This window comes from Cyclobacteriaceae bacterium, assembly GCA_025808415.1.
Taxonomy (GTDB): Bacteria; Bacteroidota; Bacteroidia; order Cytophagales; family Cyclobacteriaceae; genus UBA2336.
The window spans coordinates 211,983-230,203 of sequence record CP075525.1 but is presented as its reverse complement, the minus strand read 5'-3'; the positions used below and the strand labels follow the sequence as shown (position 1 = coordinate 230,203).

The window sequence follows — 18,221 nt, the reverse complement described above, 5'->3', positions numbered from 1 at the left end:
TTATCCCACAAAACGAAGTCCGAGATATACCAGGTAACTGAGAAGCGCAATGCTTCCATACAGTTTTATCACCTTTCTTCGATTCTGTACATCCTCCCACCACAGCAGTAGCCACGGCTTAAACAAACCGGCCACCATAAATAACAGGGCGGCTAAACTCAGCAGCAGAAAAAAGAGGCGAACATTGTCCATTTACTAAAAGTAAGAAATTTAACATGGCTTTTTTGTAAGGAGAGGGTAAGCAACAGTACATTTACGCCTCGCTTTAAGCAGCACGATTTGAGGGCGAATGAATTTTTAGGTCTGTACTGTGCGGATGGTTTAGTGAAGACCGTAGCCGCAGGGATCGCTGCGCCCAATCACCAACCTATTCGAATTAAAGGTTTATCCGGCAGCCTGGATGCAGTATTGGTGGCCGCAACGTTTACACTGCACCCGCAGGATTACCTGGTTGTTTTACAGGATAAGGAAGAAGCTGCCTACTTTCAAAACGACCTTCAAAATTTATTAGGGCGCGAGATTCTCCTGTTCCCGATGTCGTACAAACGGCCCTATGAGTTTGACGAAACGGAGAATGCCAATATTCTCATGCGCACCGAAGTGTTGAATGCGCTTGCGGCAAAAACTTCTCCTCAAATTATAGTTACTTATCCGGAAGCCTTGTCGGAAAAAGTAATCAGCAGGCGATCACTCTCCTCTAATACATTCGCTATAAAAACTGGTGAACAACTTAATGTTTCCTTCCTGGAGGAATTCATGCACAGTTACGATTTCGAAAAAACAGATTTCGTTTATGAGGCAGGGCAGTTTGCGGTGCGTGGGGGAATCATTGATATTTTTTCATTTGCTCACGAATTGCCTTACCGGATTGAGTTGTTTGGTGATGAGGTAGAAAGTATTCGCTCATTCGATCCCGGATCGCAGCTTTCGGTCGATACGGTACAAGCCATTAATATTATCCCGGATATTCAAACGCGCTTGATGCACGAAGAGCGACAATCATTATTTGAGTTTATCGGAAGTGAAACCCGGGTTTGGTTTAAAGATTTTCGTTTGACTGTTGATGTTATTCAGAAGTCCTTCGACAAAGTCAGCGAATCCTTTCATCGCATTGTCGCCTCCAGCAATACGCAGGTGGTGTTAAGTCCGGAGAAACTTTTTGATGACAGTAATTCTTTTTTAAAGCTGACGAATCCCTTCACAAAAATTGAATTCGGTAATCGGTTTGAACTAAAGAATGCAGTAGTTTTTGAATGGCCATCATCCGCACAGCCTTCGTTCAATAAAAATTTCGAGTTACTTGCCAACAATCTCATCGAGCACCAAAACCAGGGATTTGTAAACTTTATCGCGGCTGATGTGCCCAAACAACTCGACCGCCTGCGTGGAATTTTTGAGGAGATTCATCCTGAACTTCACTTTACTGGTTTGGAATTTTCGCTCCGCCAGGGATTTGTCGATGCCACCTTAAAAATCCTTTGTTATACCGATCACCAGATTTTTGAGCGTTTCCATCGCTATCGTGCACGGGAAAAATTTTCGCGTTCAAAGGCCCTTACCCTGCGTGAATTACAAACGTTGCAGCCGGGCGATTTTGTTACCCACATTGATTACGGCATTGGAAAGTTTGCCGGGTTAGAAAAGAAAGAAGTAAACGGGCACGAGCAGGAAGCCATTCGCCTGGTATACCGCGATGACGATGTTTTATTTGTGAGCATACATGCGCTGCACAAAATATCAAAATACTCGGGCAAAGAAGGTGCTCCTCCACTCATCAGTAAACTTGGATCGCAGGAGTGGGAAACAAAAAAATCAAAAGCCAAAAAGCGTGTTAAGGACATTGCCAAAGAACTCATAGAGCTATATGCCAAACGCAAAGGTGCTCCTGGTTATGCTTTCACGCCCGATGGTTATTTGCAGGCCGAGTTGGAGTCTTCATTTTTATATGACGATACCCCCGACCAGGCCAAGGCTACAGAAGATGTAAAATATGACATGCAGCAACCGCACCCAATGGATCGGTTGGTGTGTGGAGATGTTGGATTTGGTAAAACGGAGGTGGCCATTCGTGCGGCTTTTAAATCCGCCACAGAAGGAAAACAAGTGGCTGTGCTGGTGCCCACCACTATTTTAGCGATGCAGCATTTTCGTACCTTTAAAGAAAGGCTTTCAAATTTTCCGGTAACCATCGAATACATTTCCCGGTTCCGCTCTGATAAAGAAATAAAAAAAATCATTCAGCAGGTGGGGGAGGGAAAAGTTGATATTCTCATTGGCACCCACCGCATTGTCAGCAAAGATGTTGGGTTTAAAGATCTCGGGTTACTGGTTGTGGATGAAGAACAAAAGTTTGGTGTTAAAGTTAAAGACAGGCTAAAAGAACTAAAGCATAATGTTGATGTGCTTACCCTCACCGCTACGCCCATACCGCGTACCCTGCACTTTTCATTAATGGGCGCACGCGACCTAAGCATTATTGCTACACCTCCACCCAACCGACAACCAGTAACCACAGAGTTGCACACGTTTAATGAAACCATTATTCGCGATGCTGTAAGCTTTGAATTGCGCAGAGGAGGGCAGGTCTTTTTCGTACATAACCGCGTAAACGATATTGAAGAAGTAGCAAACATCATCTACAAACTGGTACCAGATGCCCGCATCGGTATTGCACATGGACAGATGGATGGCGACAAGCTGGAGAAAGCCATGATGAAATTTATTGATGGCGAATACGATGTGCTGGTGTCAACCAACATCATAGAATCGGGTTTGGATATACCCAATGCCAACACCATCATCATTAACCAGGCGCACATGTTTGGTTTGTCCGATCTTCACCAGATGCGCGGCCGCGTTGGGCGCTCCAATAAAAAAGCATTTTGTTTCTTACTCACTCCACCGGCTTCACTGCTTACCTCCGATTCGCGGAAACGTTTGGCTTCGCTCGAAGAATTTTCAGATCTGGGTGATGGCTTTAAGGTAGCTATGCGCGATTTGGATATACGCGGTGCAGGAAATTTATTGGGTGCGGAACAAAGCGGTTTTATAAATGACCTTGGGTTTGAAACGTACCATAAAATATTGGACGATGCCATTCAGGAGCTAAAGGAAACTTATTTCAAAGATTTGTTTGCCAACGAACTGGCCGCGAAAGCAAAGCTTATTGTTCAGGATTGCATTATTGAAACTGACCTGGAAATACTTATTCCGGAAAGCTATGTAAACAATACGAGTGAGCGCCTTCAATTGTATGCGCGGTTGGATAACATAAAGAATGAGGAACAGTTAGAAAAATTCATTGGTGAACTTCGCGACCGGTTTGGGGAAATCCCTGTGTCGGTTCGTGAATTGATCAACTCCGTTCGGCTAAGGTGGCTGGGAGAAAAGGTCGGGTTTGAAAAGTTAACCCTAAAAGGAGGAAAACTTCGTGGGTATTTTGTGTCCAGCAAAGAAGAGTATTTTAACTCTGAAGTTTTCAGCAAAGTGTTACAGTATGTCCAAACACATCCGCGCAGTTGCAAATTGCGTGAACAAGCAGGAAAGCCTCTTTTAGTTATTGATTCGGTCGAGCAGGTAGAAAAAGCTATAGAAATACTCCATCATATGATTGGTCTTGAGTATAAATCAGCTAAGGAAATTGTGTCCAGGTAAGGTTCCAGGCCACGTGTACTTTCAAACGCATTTATCATCAACACTTTTTGATACTTGGTAGTGTAGTACACCTCTACAAAAAAATTATCAGTGCTGTAGAGAAAAACTTTACAATCACCTAATTGGCGAAAGGTTAAGTACTGCCCATCGTAAGTTACAATGTCGCACTTCTTCTCAAAGGGCATGGTGCGGAACTCTTGAACTGAAAGCATTTTATTGGTCTTTTGCACATGAGGCCGCTTAAATTTCATGCCATCCGATAGGCCCTTAATTTTAACTGCTCAACCCTCGGTTTTGATCGTTTATCGTTGCTTGCGTTTCCTGTTTTGGGATGGCTCCTTCCCGAAACAATACCCGGGTCGCCAATGCGTTCTTTAACACCAACCGTTATTGGATTAATGATTTATGAATAAAATGGCTTCTGCTTGGAAAACATGCATTTATGTCCATATATTAGCAGTTGCTTTAAAATCAACGTTACAATGAACAACTATCTTAAGGCTCTTCTATTTTTAGCCATCAGTTCAGTCGTGCTTTCGGCCTGTTCCCTCTTTGGCAGGGGCGGTGGAAAGCCAACCGCCCAAAACCCAGGGCAAGTAAGTACCGCCACTGGTCTTCGTTTTAATAACGAAGACGAAGGGGGCTTCATGGTCAATGCATACAAAGGCCAGCCCGATGCCCCAAACATGGTATTTATTGAGGGCGGCCGAACGGTAATGGGTTCTTATGAAGAGGATGTCATGTCTTTCCGCGACAATATTGAAAGAACGGTTTCTGTTGCCTCCTTTTATATGGACGAAACTGAAATCGCCAACATCCATTGGTTGGAATATCTTCACTACCTGGCGCGCGATTCTTCTCAGGAAGTATACCAGGCTGCCCTTCCGGACACAACCGTATGGGTTGGAAAACTCGCATTTAACGATCCTTATGTTGATCACTACCTGCGCTATCCCGGTTTCCGCTACTTCCCCGTGGTGGGTGTTAGCTGGACTCAGGCTACAAATTATTCCGTTTGGAGAACCCGCGCTGTAAACATTCAACTTGCTAAAAAAGCCGGCACGGAATACGCTGAAACCGATGGTCGCATACCGTTAGAATCGGGCTTTGTTATCCCTGCATACCGCCTTCCTACCGAAGCGGAATGGGAATATGCTGCCCAGGCCATGATCGGCACACAGTGGTTAGAAGAAATGCAAACCCACCAGCGCGTTTATCCTTGGGATGGCCACGCTGTTCGTAACCCCTATGGAAAACAAATGGGCTTTATGCTTGCAAACTTTAAGCGTGGTCGTGGCGACTATGCTGGTATTGCCGGCCGCTTAAACGATGGCGCCCTTATTACTTCCTATATTTATGAGTTTCCTCCGAATGATTTCGGGTTGTATAACATGGCCGGAAATGTTAGTGAATGGGTTCAGGATGTTTACCGCCCGCTCTCTTTCCAGGATGTGGATGATCTTAACCCGATGAGGCGTGATGGATTTTTAGATGATGCCAGCGGCTACAACAACCGCATCCTTAAAGATCCTGCAACGGGTGAGTGGACCGAAAGAAACCCTGAAAGCTTTACATCGCTTATTACCGACAAAGCACGGGTTTATAAGGGTGGAAGCTGGAAAGATGTTGCGTATTGGATGTCTCCGGGTACACGCAGGTTCCTCGATCAGGATAGCGCTACAGCAACAATTGGTTTCCGTTGCGCGATGATCAGGGCCGGATCAAACTACTAGAAAACTAATAAGTAATTATAAAAAAGCCCCCCTGAAAACAGGGGGGCTTTTTTATTCCTCAGCATAAGCCATGCTACAAATGCTTATCGTTTTGCAATGCGCCTGCCGCAAAGAAAGAGCACACGCTTCAACCGTTGCCCCGGTGGTAATCACGTCATCTACCAATAAAATACTTTTGTTCTTTATTACTTCCTGATTTTGAACCACAAAAACATCTTTTACATTTTCCCACCGTTTTAGTTTTGATTTTCGCGTTTGGGTATCCGTCTTTACCTGTCGGTGCAAAGCTTCGGTTACACAAGGCACGCGTAACTTATCGGCCAGGCCCAGGGCAAATTTTTCACTTTGATTATACCCTCTTTGCCTTTGCTTGGAGGGGTGGAGCGGAATCGGCAAAATCAAATCGAACATGCCGGCAAAACCATCCTTTGCAAGTTCGTCACCATAAACTTTGCCCATAACCATGCCAATTTCCGGGTGGTTATTGTACTTGAGCTCGTGCATGAGGCGTTGCACTTTACCTCCTTTGCTGAATATCAAAAATGAAAAAGCTGATTGAAGAGGAATGCGGCCAAATAATCTTTTATAAAGCGGGTTTTCCTTTGTCAAGTGGTAACCTGTTTTGGGCAAATCGTGTATGCAGCGGGTACAGATTAGTTCCTCACCTTTAACCAATCCCTCCGAACAAGCCAAGCAGTACCGGGGATAAACCAGGCTAACGAAGTCATTGAATATTTCCGTTAGGGTGGGCAAGGAGTAGTATATTTACGCGTTCAAACAGTTTTCGTATTTATAAATCAAGATACTAAAAGTTAATTGCCATCGCATGGGTATTGTTCAAGACTTTAACAGTTACCGAAGTAAAATGAATGATAAGATCATGGCCTCTGACAGCCTGATCATCAAAAGGATTTTCAACCTGGATACAAACGCCTATACCGAAGGGCACCTTGATGTTCGAAGCAAGGAGCTTATTGGATTAACCTGCTCATTGGTTTTGCGTTGCGATGATTGTGTGCGGTATCATTTGGGAAAGTGTAAAGAGGTTGGTTTAACCACCAATGAAGTTAACGAAGCGATGGGTATAGCTACATTGGTTGGGGGGACGATAGTGATACCACACCTTAGGAGGGCTTTCGAGTATTGGGAAGAACTTAACCATGTTTAAACGCGACCTTGACCAGGAAAAAAGCTGGCAGGAATTGCTCCGGTTTATTGAACACACGTTGGGCAAAAAGCCAAAAGACCTTAACGGGGTGCTTTTTCTTATTGGCGTTCAGGAGTTGGGGCAGGGGTATCGCCTCTTTTCAAAGGAAGAAAAACAAGACCTTCTTCACATCGCTATTTGCAAAGTACTAAGCCTGGCGGGGTATTATGAACTTGAGGGACTTGATCGGGAGGGTTGGCCACATTGGAAGTTAGTTAAAAAATTACCACACTTTGATTTACTGGAGCAGGAAAAGCTGCTGAAAATGCACGTGCTCGAATATTTTGAAATTGAGCACCAATGGAAATTCCGACCCGGGTCTATCTGATCTCGCTTATATAACCAGCATTGCTTGCATAAGGATAAGCCACTATCTTTAGTGATCGTGCAAACTTTAAAACAGGTTGGCTCGTTTTGAATTGTATTAACCCCGGGCAATGCAAGGAGGATTTGAAAAAGTTAAAGCAAACATTAATTCATTCAGGCGCAGGTATTATACCGACCTGTTATTGAGAGGGGCTTTGCTCTCCATTACCATACTAACTTTCTATTTTATTGTTGCGGCCTTGCTTGAGCATGCGCTTTGGCTTGCCCCTTGGGGCCGGTTGTTGCTCATTGTGACATTTGTCGCAACAGCCATTTTTTGCATTTATCGTTTCCTGAAAGAGCCCATTGAATTTTGGGTCGCAAAAAAGGGAATGGGCGAAGAAGAGAGTGCGCGGCTAATTGGAACTTACTTTCCTCAAATACAAGACAGGCTACTAAACCTTATCCAGCTAACAGGACTAAATCAAAAATCACCACTTGCCATGGCCAGTGTGGCGCAAAAGTCAGGTGCCTTTGAATCCTTGCGGTTCGATTCGGCAATTGATCTTCGTCAAAACAAAAAGTACATAAAGGTTTTGCTTGTACCGGTTGGTGTTATTGTTCTCGTTGCCTTTTTCAATAAGAATATATTAACACAAAGCACCCATCGCATTGTAAACTTTAACCAGCAGTTTGCCCCACAGGCCCCATTTAATTTTGTAATCCAAAACAAAGAGCTTGTTGGTTTCTTTAATGAAGACTTTACGCTTTCGCTTTCGCTGGATGGCAGCGCTATACCAGAATCGTGCTATCTGGTAACGAATACCCAACGCCTGAAAATGGATGCCCTTGGCAATGGAAATTTTCAATACACTTTTAACAAACTGCAGGAAGGAAAGAAAATTCAATTTGAAGCGGCCGGATTTTATTCCCGGGCATTTGAAATTACGTTGGCCAATCGACCAGAACTAACACAACTCAGGCTAAGCCTGGAGTACCCGCGGTACCTTCAGCGAAAAAATGAACAACTTGTTAACGCTGGCAATCTCGAAGTTCCGGAAGGCACGGTGGCCACGTGGCAAATACATACGGCCAACACCGTCACTGCCTCCATAGCCTTTGGTTTAACAAACCAACCCAGCGGCATGCAAAGCGTTGATAATCAGGTTTTTAAATTCAAGAAAGGGCTGCAAGATCCGGATCAGTATGAAGTTGTTTTGGAAAACGAACACAGCAAAAACAAAGAACGCATAAGCTACCGTATTGACGTTATTAAGGATCAATACCCCCAGCTTTCAGTCAACAATTTTCGCGACTCCATTCTTTATCAACGCATTGTATTGGGGGGCATCGTTTCCGATGATTATGGCTTAAGCAAACTGACGCTTCAGTTCCATGTGAAAAGCAGTACACAGCAAAAAGTTTCAAAAGGTTCCGTAAATCTACCTATCGGTGCAAACCAAATTCAACAGAGTTTCTTTTACAATTGGCGATTGGATTCCCTCAAGTTAAAACCGGGCGAATACCTTGAATATTTTCTACAGGTTTGGGATAACGATGGTGTGAATGGACAAAAGTCAACACGTTCGTCTGTCTATACATTCTACGTTCCAGAAAAGGATCAACTGGTAGGTGAGATTTCTAAATCACAATCACAAACTGAGCAAAAAATTGAACAGAGTTATTCCAAGGCCCGTGAACTCCAAAAACAGATTGAAGACGCCCAGCAAAAAATGAAAGGCAAGCAGTCGCTCGACTGGCAAGACAAAAAGAAGATTGAGGACATTCTTGAGCAAAAGAAAAACCTGGAGAAAATGCTCAACGAACTGAAGGAGCAAAACAAGTTGCTTGAACAAAAGAAAGACGCTTTTACGGAGCAAGATGAACGCATACGTGAAAAAGCGGAGCAAATCCAAAAATTAATGGAAGAGCTGCTTGACGATGAAACCCGAAAACTTCTTCAGGAACTGGAGCGATTGCTAAAAGAGAATGCTGATACAAATCAGCTTCAGCGCTTAATGGACAAGCTCAACAAAGATTCAAAAAACCTGGAGAAAGAATTGGAGCGAACCCTGGAGTTGTTCAAGCAAATGCAATTTGAATACAAAGTTGACCAGGCTATTAAAGAGCTTGGCAAAAACAAGGAAGAGCAAAAGGCGCTATTGGAAAAAACTGAGTCGCTGGAAAAAGAACAAGAGAAATCCAACAAAAGCAGGAATCAGGATAAAGGTTCAGAAAACCAAAATGCTGAAAAATCTAAAGAGCTGGCAAACGAGCAGGAAAAATTGAAGCAAGATTTCAAAAAAACTGAAGAAAAGCTCGAGGAGCTACGAAAGCTTAGCGAAGAGTTGAAAAACAACGATGAAATACCGGATCAAGATCAAACCCAGGAGGTAGAGGACTCTCAACAAAACAGCCAACAGAACCTCGAAAAAGGAAAACCATCCCAATCGAAAGGGGATCAACAAAAGGCCATCAAAAAAATGGAGCAAATGCAACAGCAAATGGAAAGCATGCAAAATTCCATGAGCATGCAGATGGATATGCAAAACCTGGAAACCCTTCGGCAAATTATCCATGGACTGATAAAAGTATCGCACGACCAGGAGGGGCTTATGAAGCAATTCAGTGAATTGCAGGCTAATGATCCTCGCTTTAATGCATTGGCACAACAGCAACTAAAACTCAAGGATGATGTTAAAGTATTGGAAGACAGCTTGTTAGCTTTAGGCAAACGCGATCCCATGATGGGCTCTTTTATTACAAGAGAAGTAACCGAATTAAACGACCGGTTAGATAAAACTATTGAGGCTTACAGGGAAAGAAGGAGGCCTCAGATATCAACGGAAATGCAATTCAGCATGACTTCTATAAATAATCTTGCCCTAATGCTCGACAGCCATTTTGATATGATGATGAACATGATGGCAAATGCCAAGGCCTCAGGCAAAAAGGGAAAGCAAAAGGGCAGCCAGCCGAATCTTAGTCAAATGCAACAACAGCTTAACAATAAAATCGAGCAATTAAAGAACAGCGGAAAGGGTGGGCGAGAACTTTCAGAGGATCTTGCTGAAATGGCTGCGGAACAAGAACGAATAAGAAGGGCGCTCCAAGAGATGCAGAAGAAAATACAGGAAAAGGGAATGGGGCCACCGGGTGGTGATCTATCGGAACGGATGGAAGAGACGGAAATCGACCTGGTGAATAAAAAGCTGACCGATCAGCTTATTCAACGACAGCGCGACATTTTAACCCGGTTGTTGGAAACAGAGAAAGCACTACGCGAACAGGATATGGACGAAGAGCGTAAAGGAGAGAGAGCAAAGGATTATGATAAGGAAGTGCCCAAAGCAATTGAAGATTATTTACGGTTAAAGGAAAAAGAGGTAGAATTGTTAAAAACTGTGCCCCTTAAGCTTTACCCTTTTTATAGAAAAGAAGTGAATGATTATTTTAAACGCATTCGGGAGAACTAAAACTTTTTAACCACCAGATGAACACCATCAGCATTCAGATTCCCTCCATTATTGATAATATCCGGATGATCGAAAGCTTTATTGACAATGCCAAAGAGCGCTTTCATTTGGATGATGATATTTATGGGAACATAATGATTGCTGTGACTGAGGCCGTGAATAATGCCATAAAGCACGGCAATGCGGGGGATTCCCTTAAAAATGTTTACCTAAGCTTAATGCTAAATGATAACCTGCTGAAGTTCGTTGTGAAAGATGAGGGCGAAGGTTTTAACTATCATAACCTGCCAGATCCAACGGCACCCGAAAACATTGAAAAGCCTGGTGGAAGAGGGATTTTCTTAATGAAGCACCTTTCTGATGAGGTTGAATTCAAAGATGGGGGTAAAGTTGTGGAGTTAAGCTTCTACATGAATGCCTGATGGGCTCCGTTTTCTTCTTCTCTGAAAAAACAAGGTTTAAACTACAAAACCCCAGAAAAACCTCGGGCTGGCTAAAAAAAGTTATTCGCGCAGAGGGAAAAGAACTCTCCTCTTTAAACATCATTTTCTGCTCTGACAGCTATTTGGGCCGAATAAACCTTCAATACCTTAATCACAAAACCCTAACAGACATTATCACCTTTGATCATTCAGGTTATGAAGGGCTAATTGCGGGTGATATCTTCATCAGCATTCCAAGGGTTAAAGAAAACGCCAAAAAATTTCACTGTCCGTTTGACATAGAGCTGCACAGAGTAATGGTTCATGGAGCACTGCATTTATTGGGCTATAATGACAAGTCAGATCGCCAAAAGGCCGAAATGCGTAAAAAAGAGGACTCTTATCTATCTTTGCGTTAAAGATTAGGTTCCACGTGAAACCAATATTTACCGCTCAAAACCATTGTGGATAATATTTGTGGAAATGTGGAATACCTCGGAAGATTGAATACTAAATCAAAGGATTGTTTCACGTGAAACAAAAGGCATGTTCCAGAATTATGATGTAATTGTTATAGGTGCCGGGCACGCGGGTTGCGAAGCTGCAGCTGCTGCCGCAACTATGGGCTCACGGGTATTATTGGTTACCATGAACATGGGCACAATTGCCCAAATGTCGTGTAACCCAGCCATGGGAGGTGTTGCAAAAGGCCAAATTGTGCGCGAGATTGACGCCTTAGGAGGGTTATCCGGAATTGTTTCCGATAAGTCTATGATCCAATTCCGCATGCTGAATCTTTCCAAGGGGCCGGCCATGTGGAGTCCACGAACCCAAAACGACAGGGCGCGCTTTGCTGAAGAATGGCGGCTAGCGTTGGAAAAAATGCCAAATCTTGATTTCTGGCAGGAAATGGTAAGTGAGTTGCTGATTAAGGATGGTAAGGCTGTTGGCATTAAAACATCACTAGGAATTGAAATACAAGCAAAGGCTGTAATCTTGACAAATGGAACTTTTCTTAACGGTAAAATCCACATAGGCGAAAAGCAGTTTGGTGGTGGCAGAACTGCAGAAAAAGCCGCCACTGGACTTACAGAACAGCTTGTTTCGATTGGCTTTGAATCGGGCCGGATGAAAACAGGAACACCGCCACGCGTAGATGGCCGATCGCTCGATTATAGTAAAATGGAGGAGCAAAAAGGGGATGAGCATCCCGGTAAATTCTCCTATGCTGATACTAAACCGCTTACCCGGCAAATAAGCTGCTGGATAACCTACACCAACGATGAGGTACATGAAACCCTGAAGTTGGGGTTTGAACGCTCACCCATGTTTAGCGGGCGCATCCAGGGTCTGGGCCCACGGTACTGTCCATCAATTGAAGATAAAATCAATCGCTTCGCAGAGCGCGAAAGGCACCAGATATTTGTTGAGCCCGAAGGATGGGAAACGGTCGAGATCTATGTGAACGGATTTTCAACTTCACTTCCGGAAGACATTCAGTATCAAGCTCTTAGAAAGATAAAAGGGTTTGAAAACGCTAAGATGTTTAGGCCCGGCTACGCCATTGAATATGATTTCTTTCCGCCTACACAACTTAAGCTAACACTGGAAACACAACTAATTGATAATCTGTACTTTGCAGGACAAATTAACGGTACCACAGGGTATGAAGAAGCCGCCTGCCAGGGCCTGATGGCAGGAATTAATGCACATAACAAAATCTCAGAAAAGGAACCCTTTGTACTAAAGCGCTCCGAAGCCTACATAGGTGTACTTATTGACGACCTTGTAAACAAAGGCACGCAAGAGCCTTACCGGATGTTTACTTCACGCGCAGAATATCGAGTGCTGCTAAGGCAGGATAATGCCGATATCCGATTAACCGAAAAGGGTCATCAAATCGGGCTTGCCAGTGATAAAAGATTGGACAAGGTTTTAGATAAAAAGAATGGTACCCGGAAACTTGCCGAACTGCTTAAAAAGACCAAAGTCGATCCTGACCAGGTCAATGAAAACCTATCTCAAATCCAAACGGCTACAATTCGTGAAAAAATAGCTATTGCTAACTTGCTTAAGCGGCCAGAAGTAAGCATACGTGATATACGAAACTTAAACCCTGAGCTTGACAGCATCATCAATGAATTTAGTGATGAAATTCAAGAACAGGCGGAACTGGAAATCAAATACGAAACCTACATTGAGCGCGAGCAGAAGTTGGCAGAAAAGATCGGAAGTTTGGAGAACTACAAAATCCTTTCAGATTTTGACTACGATCGTGTAAAAGCACTATCCTCGGAAGCTCGCGAAAAACTCAAAAAAATAAAACCTGAAACAATTGGTCAGGCATCACGCATCAGTGGGGTTTCGCCTGCAGATATATCCGTGTTAACCGTTTACATGGGCAAATAAATGGTAGAAGTAGCCGAATGCCCGGTATGCACAAGTAAAGACTTTGCAGATCATTACACCTGCAAAGACACAACTGTTTCACATGAAACATTCCATATTAAGGTTTGCCAAAATTGCTCACTTGCCATAACTTCCCCCAGGCCTGAAGAAAAAGACCTTGGTAAATATTACCTATCTAACACCTACATATCACATTCAGGCAAAGCATCCGGATTGATTGGTTCAGCATATAGAGTTGTCAGAAAATTTACACTCAACTGGAAATACCGGTTGGTTGCATTACATAGTAAAAAAGGCACACTGCTTGACTATGGTTGCGGAACGGGTGAGTTCCTAAAAACCATGCAAACGTATAATTGGGATGTATGTGGTTTGGAGCCATCTGAAATCGCCAGAAAAAAAGCCAGACTATTGACGGGTAAAACAATTGCAGAAACTCAAGAGCAACTGCCAAAAAAATTATACAATGCCATCACGCTTTGGCATGTGCTTGAACATATACCTGATTTGAACCTGGTGCTTCAAACGTTTAAAAATTCCCTACACCACAATGGCATCATTTTTATAGCAGTGCCTAACTACCAATCACCTGAGAGTTTACACTATAAAAACGATTGGGCCGGATACGATGTGCCACGGCATCTATGGCACTTTTCAAAAAAGAGTATGGAGCTTTTGCTCGATCAAAATAACTTTAAACTGCATGCCGTTTGTCCAATGCCTATAGATGCATATTACATAAGCCTACTTAGTGAAAAAAACAGAGGAAATACAGGGCTGAATGGAATTCTACGCGCTATAATTCAAGGTATGCACTCCAACACTGTGGCAAAAAAGACATGCAACCACTCCAGCCTTATCTATATAGCTAAGCTAAAATGAAGATTTCTAAATTATATATATTAAGTATTGTGTTCCTGCTTGCACAATGTGCCAAACAAACACAGCCCACCGGTGGGGCAAAGGATGATACACCACCAAAACTTATTCGTTCCAATCCTGCAGACAGGCAAACCAATTTCAAACAAAACGAAATTGAACTCTACTTTGACGAAATGATACAGGTGAACGGGGCGCGCGAACAATTGATCATTACACCCGCTGTAGGTAAAAAGTTCGAAGCAGAGGCAAGGAAAAATAAAGTTACTTTGAAGCTTAATGCAGACTTAAAAGAAAACACTACCTACACCATTTCCTTCCGAGATGCTATTCAAGATGTTACCGAACGAAACTCTGTAGTCAATCTAAAATTAGCCTTTAGCACTGGTGATCATATTGACTCCCTCTCCATTAGCGGCATGGTATATAATCCCTTGGAAGATAAAGCCCTAAAAAATTACACCGTGGCTGCCGTGTTACATCATGATACAATAAACATCTTTAAACATGAGGCCCAATGGATAACCTTTACAAATGAAAAAGGTGAGTACATACTAGACAATCTAAAAGCCGGCACGTATACACTCTATACCTTTGAGGATAAAAATAAAAACCTGATTGTTGATAGTAAGACAGAATCCTATGGGTTTATCGGTGAAACGTTATCGATTACTGAAGGAAACATAAAGAAAAATATACCTGTAGTCCGCTTAGATTCACGCGATCTAAAACTGATTTCATCACGTCCCATAGCTACATATTTCAACATCAGGGTAACCAAAGGGATTAAGGAATACACCTTGCTGAACACAACCAACGATTCGACGCTTTATCATACCCTTGAAGATGCCTCCACTATTAAAGTGTTTAACACGATTCATAACCTGGATAGTATAGGAGTTAAGTTATCCGTTAAGGATAGCATAGGAAATCAACTGGATACATTATTGAACATAAAATTTGATACACGCTCCACATCACGCGAAAAATTTACAGCCAAGGTGGAATACCTTGACTTTCTAAAAAATAAATCACTCCTCAAGGGAGAAATAAATTTTTCAAAACCGGTAGGATACGTTTTGATAGACAGTTTTTTCATTAAGTTAGATTCTGCCAACTTCTTAAGATTTAGCAAAGCCGATTACACATTTGACGAACACAAAACACAATTAACATTTGAGAAAAAGCTAACCAAAGAGATAGACTTTACAACACAACGGACTCCACAAAGCCGCGGTACAAGGGAAAGATCAGTATCTAAAGAAGAACCAAAGAGCCAGGTTAAAGAAATACCCCTAAACAACCTTATTGTTCCAAAAGGTTCTATCATATCTATAGAATATGACACCGCTTCTACTATTCAGTCGCCCATTAGGGTGATAACTCCCGAAAATTCAGGAACTATAATATTAGAAACCGACTCGAAAGATGAAGAACAGGTCATCATTCAAATCGTGGACAAAAGTTTTAAAGTTGTTCAATCATCAATATCCAAAAAAGCCAGATTTGAAAACCTACCACCAGCAGATTATATGATCAGGGTAATTGTTGATACTAATGCAAATCAAAGTTGGGATGCCGGAAACTACTTTAAAAGAATTGAGCCTGAGCGAATAATTTATTATAAGAACGAAAAAGGAAACCCATCTGTAAACCTAAAAGCAAATTGGGAGGTAGGGCCATTGTTGATAAGTACGCAACAAACTGTGGAAAACCCGAAGAATTAAACAATTAAGGCCTGAAGTTCCCCAAATTCGTAATACTACTGTACGCTTTGTGAATAAAGGGGCCTCAAACCAAAATCATCCACAGCACGTTTAGTAAACATAAACCCCTTCTAAGGTAATACACAAATGTTTACAACTCCTTTAAACCGCTGATTACAAATTGAATACAATCCATATTAAATTAACGTAATTTCCACGACTAAAACCCATTGCTCCTTGTCCACATATCAACATGCTTAATAACAATAACAAAATATATAAATATATAATAGTAATTACTCTACTCACCCAATTTGTGTACAATTTCGCGTTTGCGCAAAATCAGTCAGAAATACAATTAGCAAATGAGTATTTACTAAAAGGCGATAAGCAAAAAGCGATAGAACTTTACCGGGACCTTGCAAAAAGCGATGGTAACCTTCCGTTTATACACAACAACTATCTAAACACACTCTTGGATTTGGGCGATGGCGATGAGGCCCAAAACTACATGAAGCGTGTTTTGCGAAAAGATCCGGACAATATTCAATTTAAAGCCGATGTTGGGATCATCTATGTTCGTACCGGTGACTTGACCAAAGCCGAAAAGTATTTTAAGGACCTGATCAGTAATTACAAAGGCAACGTTTCCCGCATTAAAATCCTGGCTGATTATTTATCAGGAAAATCCCTTTCGGAGTACTCGATTATGGCACTTACAGAGTGCCGCCAAACAGTAGGTAATCCATACTTATTTTGCCTTGAATTGGCCATGCTTTATCGCATAAAAGGCGAGAAGGAAAAAATGGTCCAGGAATACCTTAATTATGTAACCCAGAATTCGGCCAATATCCAATATGTTAAAAATGTTATGCAGGCGCTGCTTACCAAGCCCGATGAGTTGGAGAGCTTGGAGAAAATTTTGTACGATCGTGTTCAGCGCTACCCCGACCTGGATGTGTACTCGGATTTGCTGATTTGGGTAACGATGCAACAAAAGAATTTCTATGCATCATTCATACAGGCCAGGGCATACGATAAACGCTACAAAAAGTTGGGCGAACGTTGCATGGAAGTGGCCCGTGTGGCCCTGGATAATGAAGACTATGACAATGCTTTCAGAAGTTATAATTACGTAGCCAGGGAATACCCAACAGGCCCATACTTTTTACAAGCCCGCCTTGGCCTGGTAAAAACCCGCGAAGCCCGCGTGCGCAATACATTTCCTGTTTCGCCAGATTCCGTAAAGCGATTGATAATCGATTACCGGAAATTTATTGAAGAATACAGGGATAACCCCAATGCCCATGAAGCACAACGCAGTGAAGCCTTGCTGTACGCAAACTATCTGGATGAAAAAAATAAAGCCATTGAGTTGCTCAATAACCTGATTGATAACCCACGTGCATCCCTGCAGATAAGGTCAAAATCAAAATTGGATTTAGGTGATATCTATTTACTAACCGGAGAAACGTGGGAATCATCGTTACTATATTCACAGGTGGAGAAGGCCCTTAAAGAAAGCCCTTTGGGGTATGAGGCCAAATTAAAGAATGCCAAGCTTTTTTATTACCGCGGAAATTTTCGACTGGCACAAGAGCACCTAGACATATTAAAAGAAGCCACAACGCGCGAAATTGCCAACGATGCCATGGAGTTGAGTATGCGTATTAAGGAAAACATTGCTTTTGATTCCATAGGCGATGCGCTTAAAGCATATGCATCGGTTGAACTTTTATTGTACCAAAATAAAACCGAGGAAGCACTTGAAGTGCTTCACGAATTGCGCGGGGGCTATGTTCTTGTGCCAATTTACAATCAGCAATTATTGATTAGCCATGATTGGGAAGCAAAACTTTTCAAAGCAAAAGTTGGTGACACTGTAAAGGTAGCGGGCCAGGCAATCAAAAAACCCATTTCAAACCACACCATTCTTGACGATGTGTACTGGCTTGAGGCCAACCTGCGCATGCAGCGTGGTGAATTTGAACAATCATTGGGGTTGTTACAAAGAATTTTGGACGAATACCCGGAAGATATCCTGGCCGATGATGCCTATTTTTTACAAGGCGAAATTTATGATCGTCAATTGGCCAACAAGGATAAAGCCATGGAAATATACCGGGAGTTTCTAAACAAATACCCCGGAAGTGTTTTTGCCGCAGAGGCGCGCAAGCGCTTCCGTACACTTCGCGGGGATTTTATCAATGCCGAACAACCGCAGCTATAAATCGGCCCCGACCAGGATTGCTACCAAATAGCTGAACAAATTGTAAAGAGGCTGCAGCCTAGCAGCGCTGGTTCACTCCGCTGATTCGTCAATCCACTCCTTTTTAAATGCCACTTGATCTGTAACGTATAGCCGGTTATCCATTTACCGGGTTTAAGAGTTGTTGAATTTTTAACCAATAACTTTAAACATACCCATT

Annotated in this window: 13 protein-coding genes; 11 read left to right on the top strand and 2 right to left on the bottom strand. The window is 42.5% G+C overall.

What is annotated here, in order from left to right:
- Complete coding sequence (locus KIT51_00950) at positions 1-192, bottom strand: hypothetical protein (protein ID UYN86884.1); 192 nt, start codon at positions 190-192, stop codon at positions 1-3.
- Between the two features lie 87 nt (positions 193-279).
- On the opposite strand from KIT51_00950, the gene mfd reads away from it, so the two are divergent.
- Entirely contained in the window at positions 280-3,654 is a 3,375-nt protein-coding gene (mfd, locus tag KIT51_00945; GenBank protein ID UYN86883.1) for a transcription-repair coupling factor, read from the top strand.
- A 482-nt stretch (positions 3,655-4,136) separates the two neighbouring features.
- Positions 4,137-5,387, top strand: coding sequence for a gliding motility lipoprotein GldJ (gene gldJ / locus KIT51_00940; GenBank protein ID UYN86882.1), 1,251 nt, complete (start codon positions 4,137-4,139; stop codon positions 5,385-5,387).
- Positions 5,388-5,438: 51 nt separating this feature from the next.
- Here gldJ and KIT51_00935 read toward each other — a convergent pair whose 3' ends face one another.
- Positions 5,439-5,996, bottom strand: a complete 558-nt coding sequence (locus tag KIT51_00935; protein UYN86881.1) for a ComF family protein — start codon at positions 5,994-5,996, stop codon at positions 5,439-5,441.
- Positions 5,997-6,213: 217 nt separating this feature from the next.
- Here KIT51_00935 and KIT51_00930 point away from each other — a divergent pair, with 217 nt between their 5' ends.
- From KIT51_00930 to KIT51_00890, 9 genes are all read left to right on the top strand, one after another.
- Positions 6,214-6,555, top strand: a complete 342-nt coding sequence (locus tag KIT51_00930; GenBank protein ID UYN86880.1) for a carboxymuconolactone decarboxylase family protein — start codon at positions 6,214-6,216, stop codon at positions 6,553-6,555.
- The gene (locus KIT51_00925) at positions 6,548-6,922 is read left to right on the top strand and encodes a hypothetical protein (GenBank protein ID UYN86879.1); all 375 of its coding nucleotides are present in this window, start codon (positions 6,548-6,550) and stop codon (positions 6,920-6,922) included. Before KIT51_00930 ends, KIT51_00925 begins: the two co-directional genes overlap by 8 nt.
- A gap of 109 nt (positions 6,923-7,031) precedes the next feature.
- Positions 7,032-10,376 carry a hypothetical protein gene (locus tag KIT51_00920; GenBank protein ID UYN86878.1) on the top strand — a complete coding sequence of 1,115 codons (3,345 nt, stop codon included), beginning with the start codon at positions 7,032-7,034 and terminating at the stop codon, positions 10,374-10,376.
- Between the two features lie 17 nt (positions 10,377-10,393).
- Positions 10,394-10,798, top strand: coding sequence for an ATP-binding protein (locus tag KIT51_00915; protein ID UYN86877.1), 405 nt, complete (start codon positions 10,394-10,396; stop codon positions 10,796-10,798).
- Positions 10,798-11,217, top strand: coding sequence for an rRNA maturation RNase YbeY (ybeY, locus tag KIT51_00910; GenBank protein ID UYN86876.1), 420 nt, complete (start codon positions 10,798-10,800; stop codon positions 11,215-11,217). The genes KIT51_00915 and ybeY overlap by 1 nt, the downstream gene beginning before the upstream one ends.
- A 127-nt stretch (positions 11,218-11,344) precedes the next feature.
- The gene (gene mnmG, locus KIT51_00905) at positions 11,345-13,207 is read left to right on the top strand and encodes a tRNA uridine-5-carboxymethylaminomethyl(34) synthesis enzyme MnmG (protein ID UYN86875.1); all 1,863 of its coding nucleotides are present in this window, start codon (positions 11,345-11,347) and stop codon (positions 13,205-13,207) included.
- Between the two features lie 213 nt (positions 13,208-13,420).
- The gene (locus tag KIT51_00900; protein UYN86874.1) at positions 13,421-14,089 is read left to right on the top strand and encodes a class I SAM-dependent methyltransferase; all 669 of its coding nucleotides are present in this window, start codon (positions 13,421-13,423) and stop codon (positions 14,087-14,089) included.
- Positions 14,086-15,813, top strand: coding sequence for an Ig-like domain-containing protein (locus tag KIT51_00895; protein ID UYN86873.1), 1,728 nt, complete (start codon positions 14,086-14,088; stop codon positions 15,811-15,813). The genes KIT51_00900 and KIT51_00895 overlap by 4 nt, the downstream gene beginning before the upstream one ends.
- Positions 15,814-16,108: 295 nt before the next feature.
- A complete protein-coding gene (locus KIT51_00890; protein UYN86872.1) occupies positions 16,109-18,022 on the top strand; it encodes a tetratricopeptide repeat protein in 1,914 nt (637 codons plus the stop codon).
- Positions 18,023-18,221 lie beyond the last annotated feature (199 nt).

What these genes read in the sequence shown, in the direction of transcription:
- mnmG (UYN86875.1), top strand. Translation starts at nt 11,345, where the DNA reads ATGTTCCAGAATTATGATGTAATTGTTATAGGTGCCGGGCACGCGGGT.
- gldJ (UYN86882.1), top strand. Translation starts at nt 4,137, where the DNA reads ATGAACAACTATCTTAAGGCTCTTCTATTTTTAGCCATCAGTTCAGTC.
- KIT51_00915 (UYN86877.1), top strand. Translation starts at nt 10,394, where the DNA reads ATGAACACCATCAGCATTCAGATTCCCTCCATTATTGATAATATCCGG.
- KIT51_00920 (UYN86878.1), top strand. Translation starts at nt 7,032, where the DNA reads ATGCAAGGAGGATTTGAAAAAGTTAAAGCAAACATTAATTCATTCAGG.
- KIT51_00950 (UYN86884.1), bottom strand. Translation starts at nt 192, where the DNA reads ATGGACAATGTTCGCCTCTTTTTTCTGCTGCTGAGTTTAGCCGCCCTG.
- KIT51_00930 (UYN86880.1), top strand. Translation starts at nt 6,214, where the DNA reads ATGGGTATTGTTCAAGACTTTAACAGTTACCGAAGTAAAATGAATGAT.
- KIT51_00925 (UYN86879.1), top strand. Translation starts at nt 6,548, where the DNA reads ATGTTTAAACGCGACCTTGACCAGGAAAAAAGCTGGCAGGAATTGCTC.
- ybeY (UYN86876.1), top strand. Translation starts at nt 10,798, where the DNA reads ATGGGCTCCGTTTTCTTCTTCTCTGAAAAAACAAGGTTTAAACTACAA.
- KIT51_00895 (UYN86873.1), top strand. Translation starts at nt 14,086, where the DNA reads ATGAAGATTTCTAAATTATATATATTAAGTATTGTGTTCCTGCTTGCA.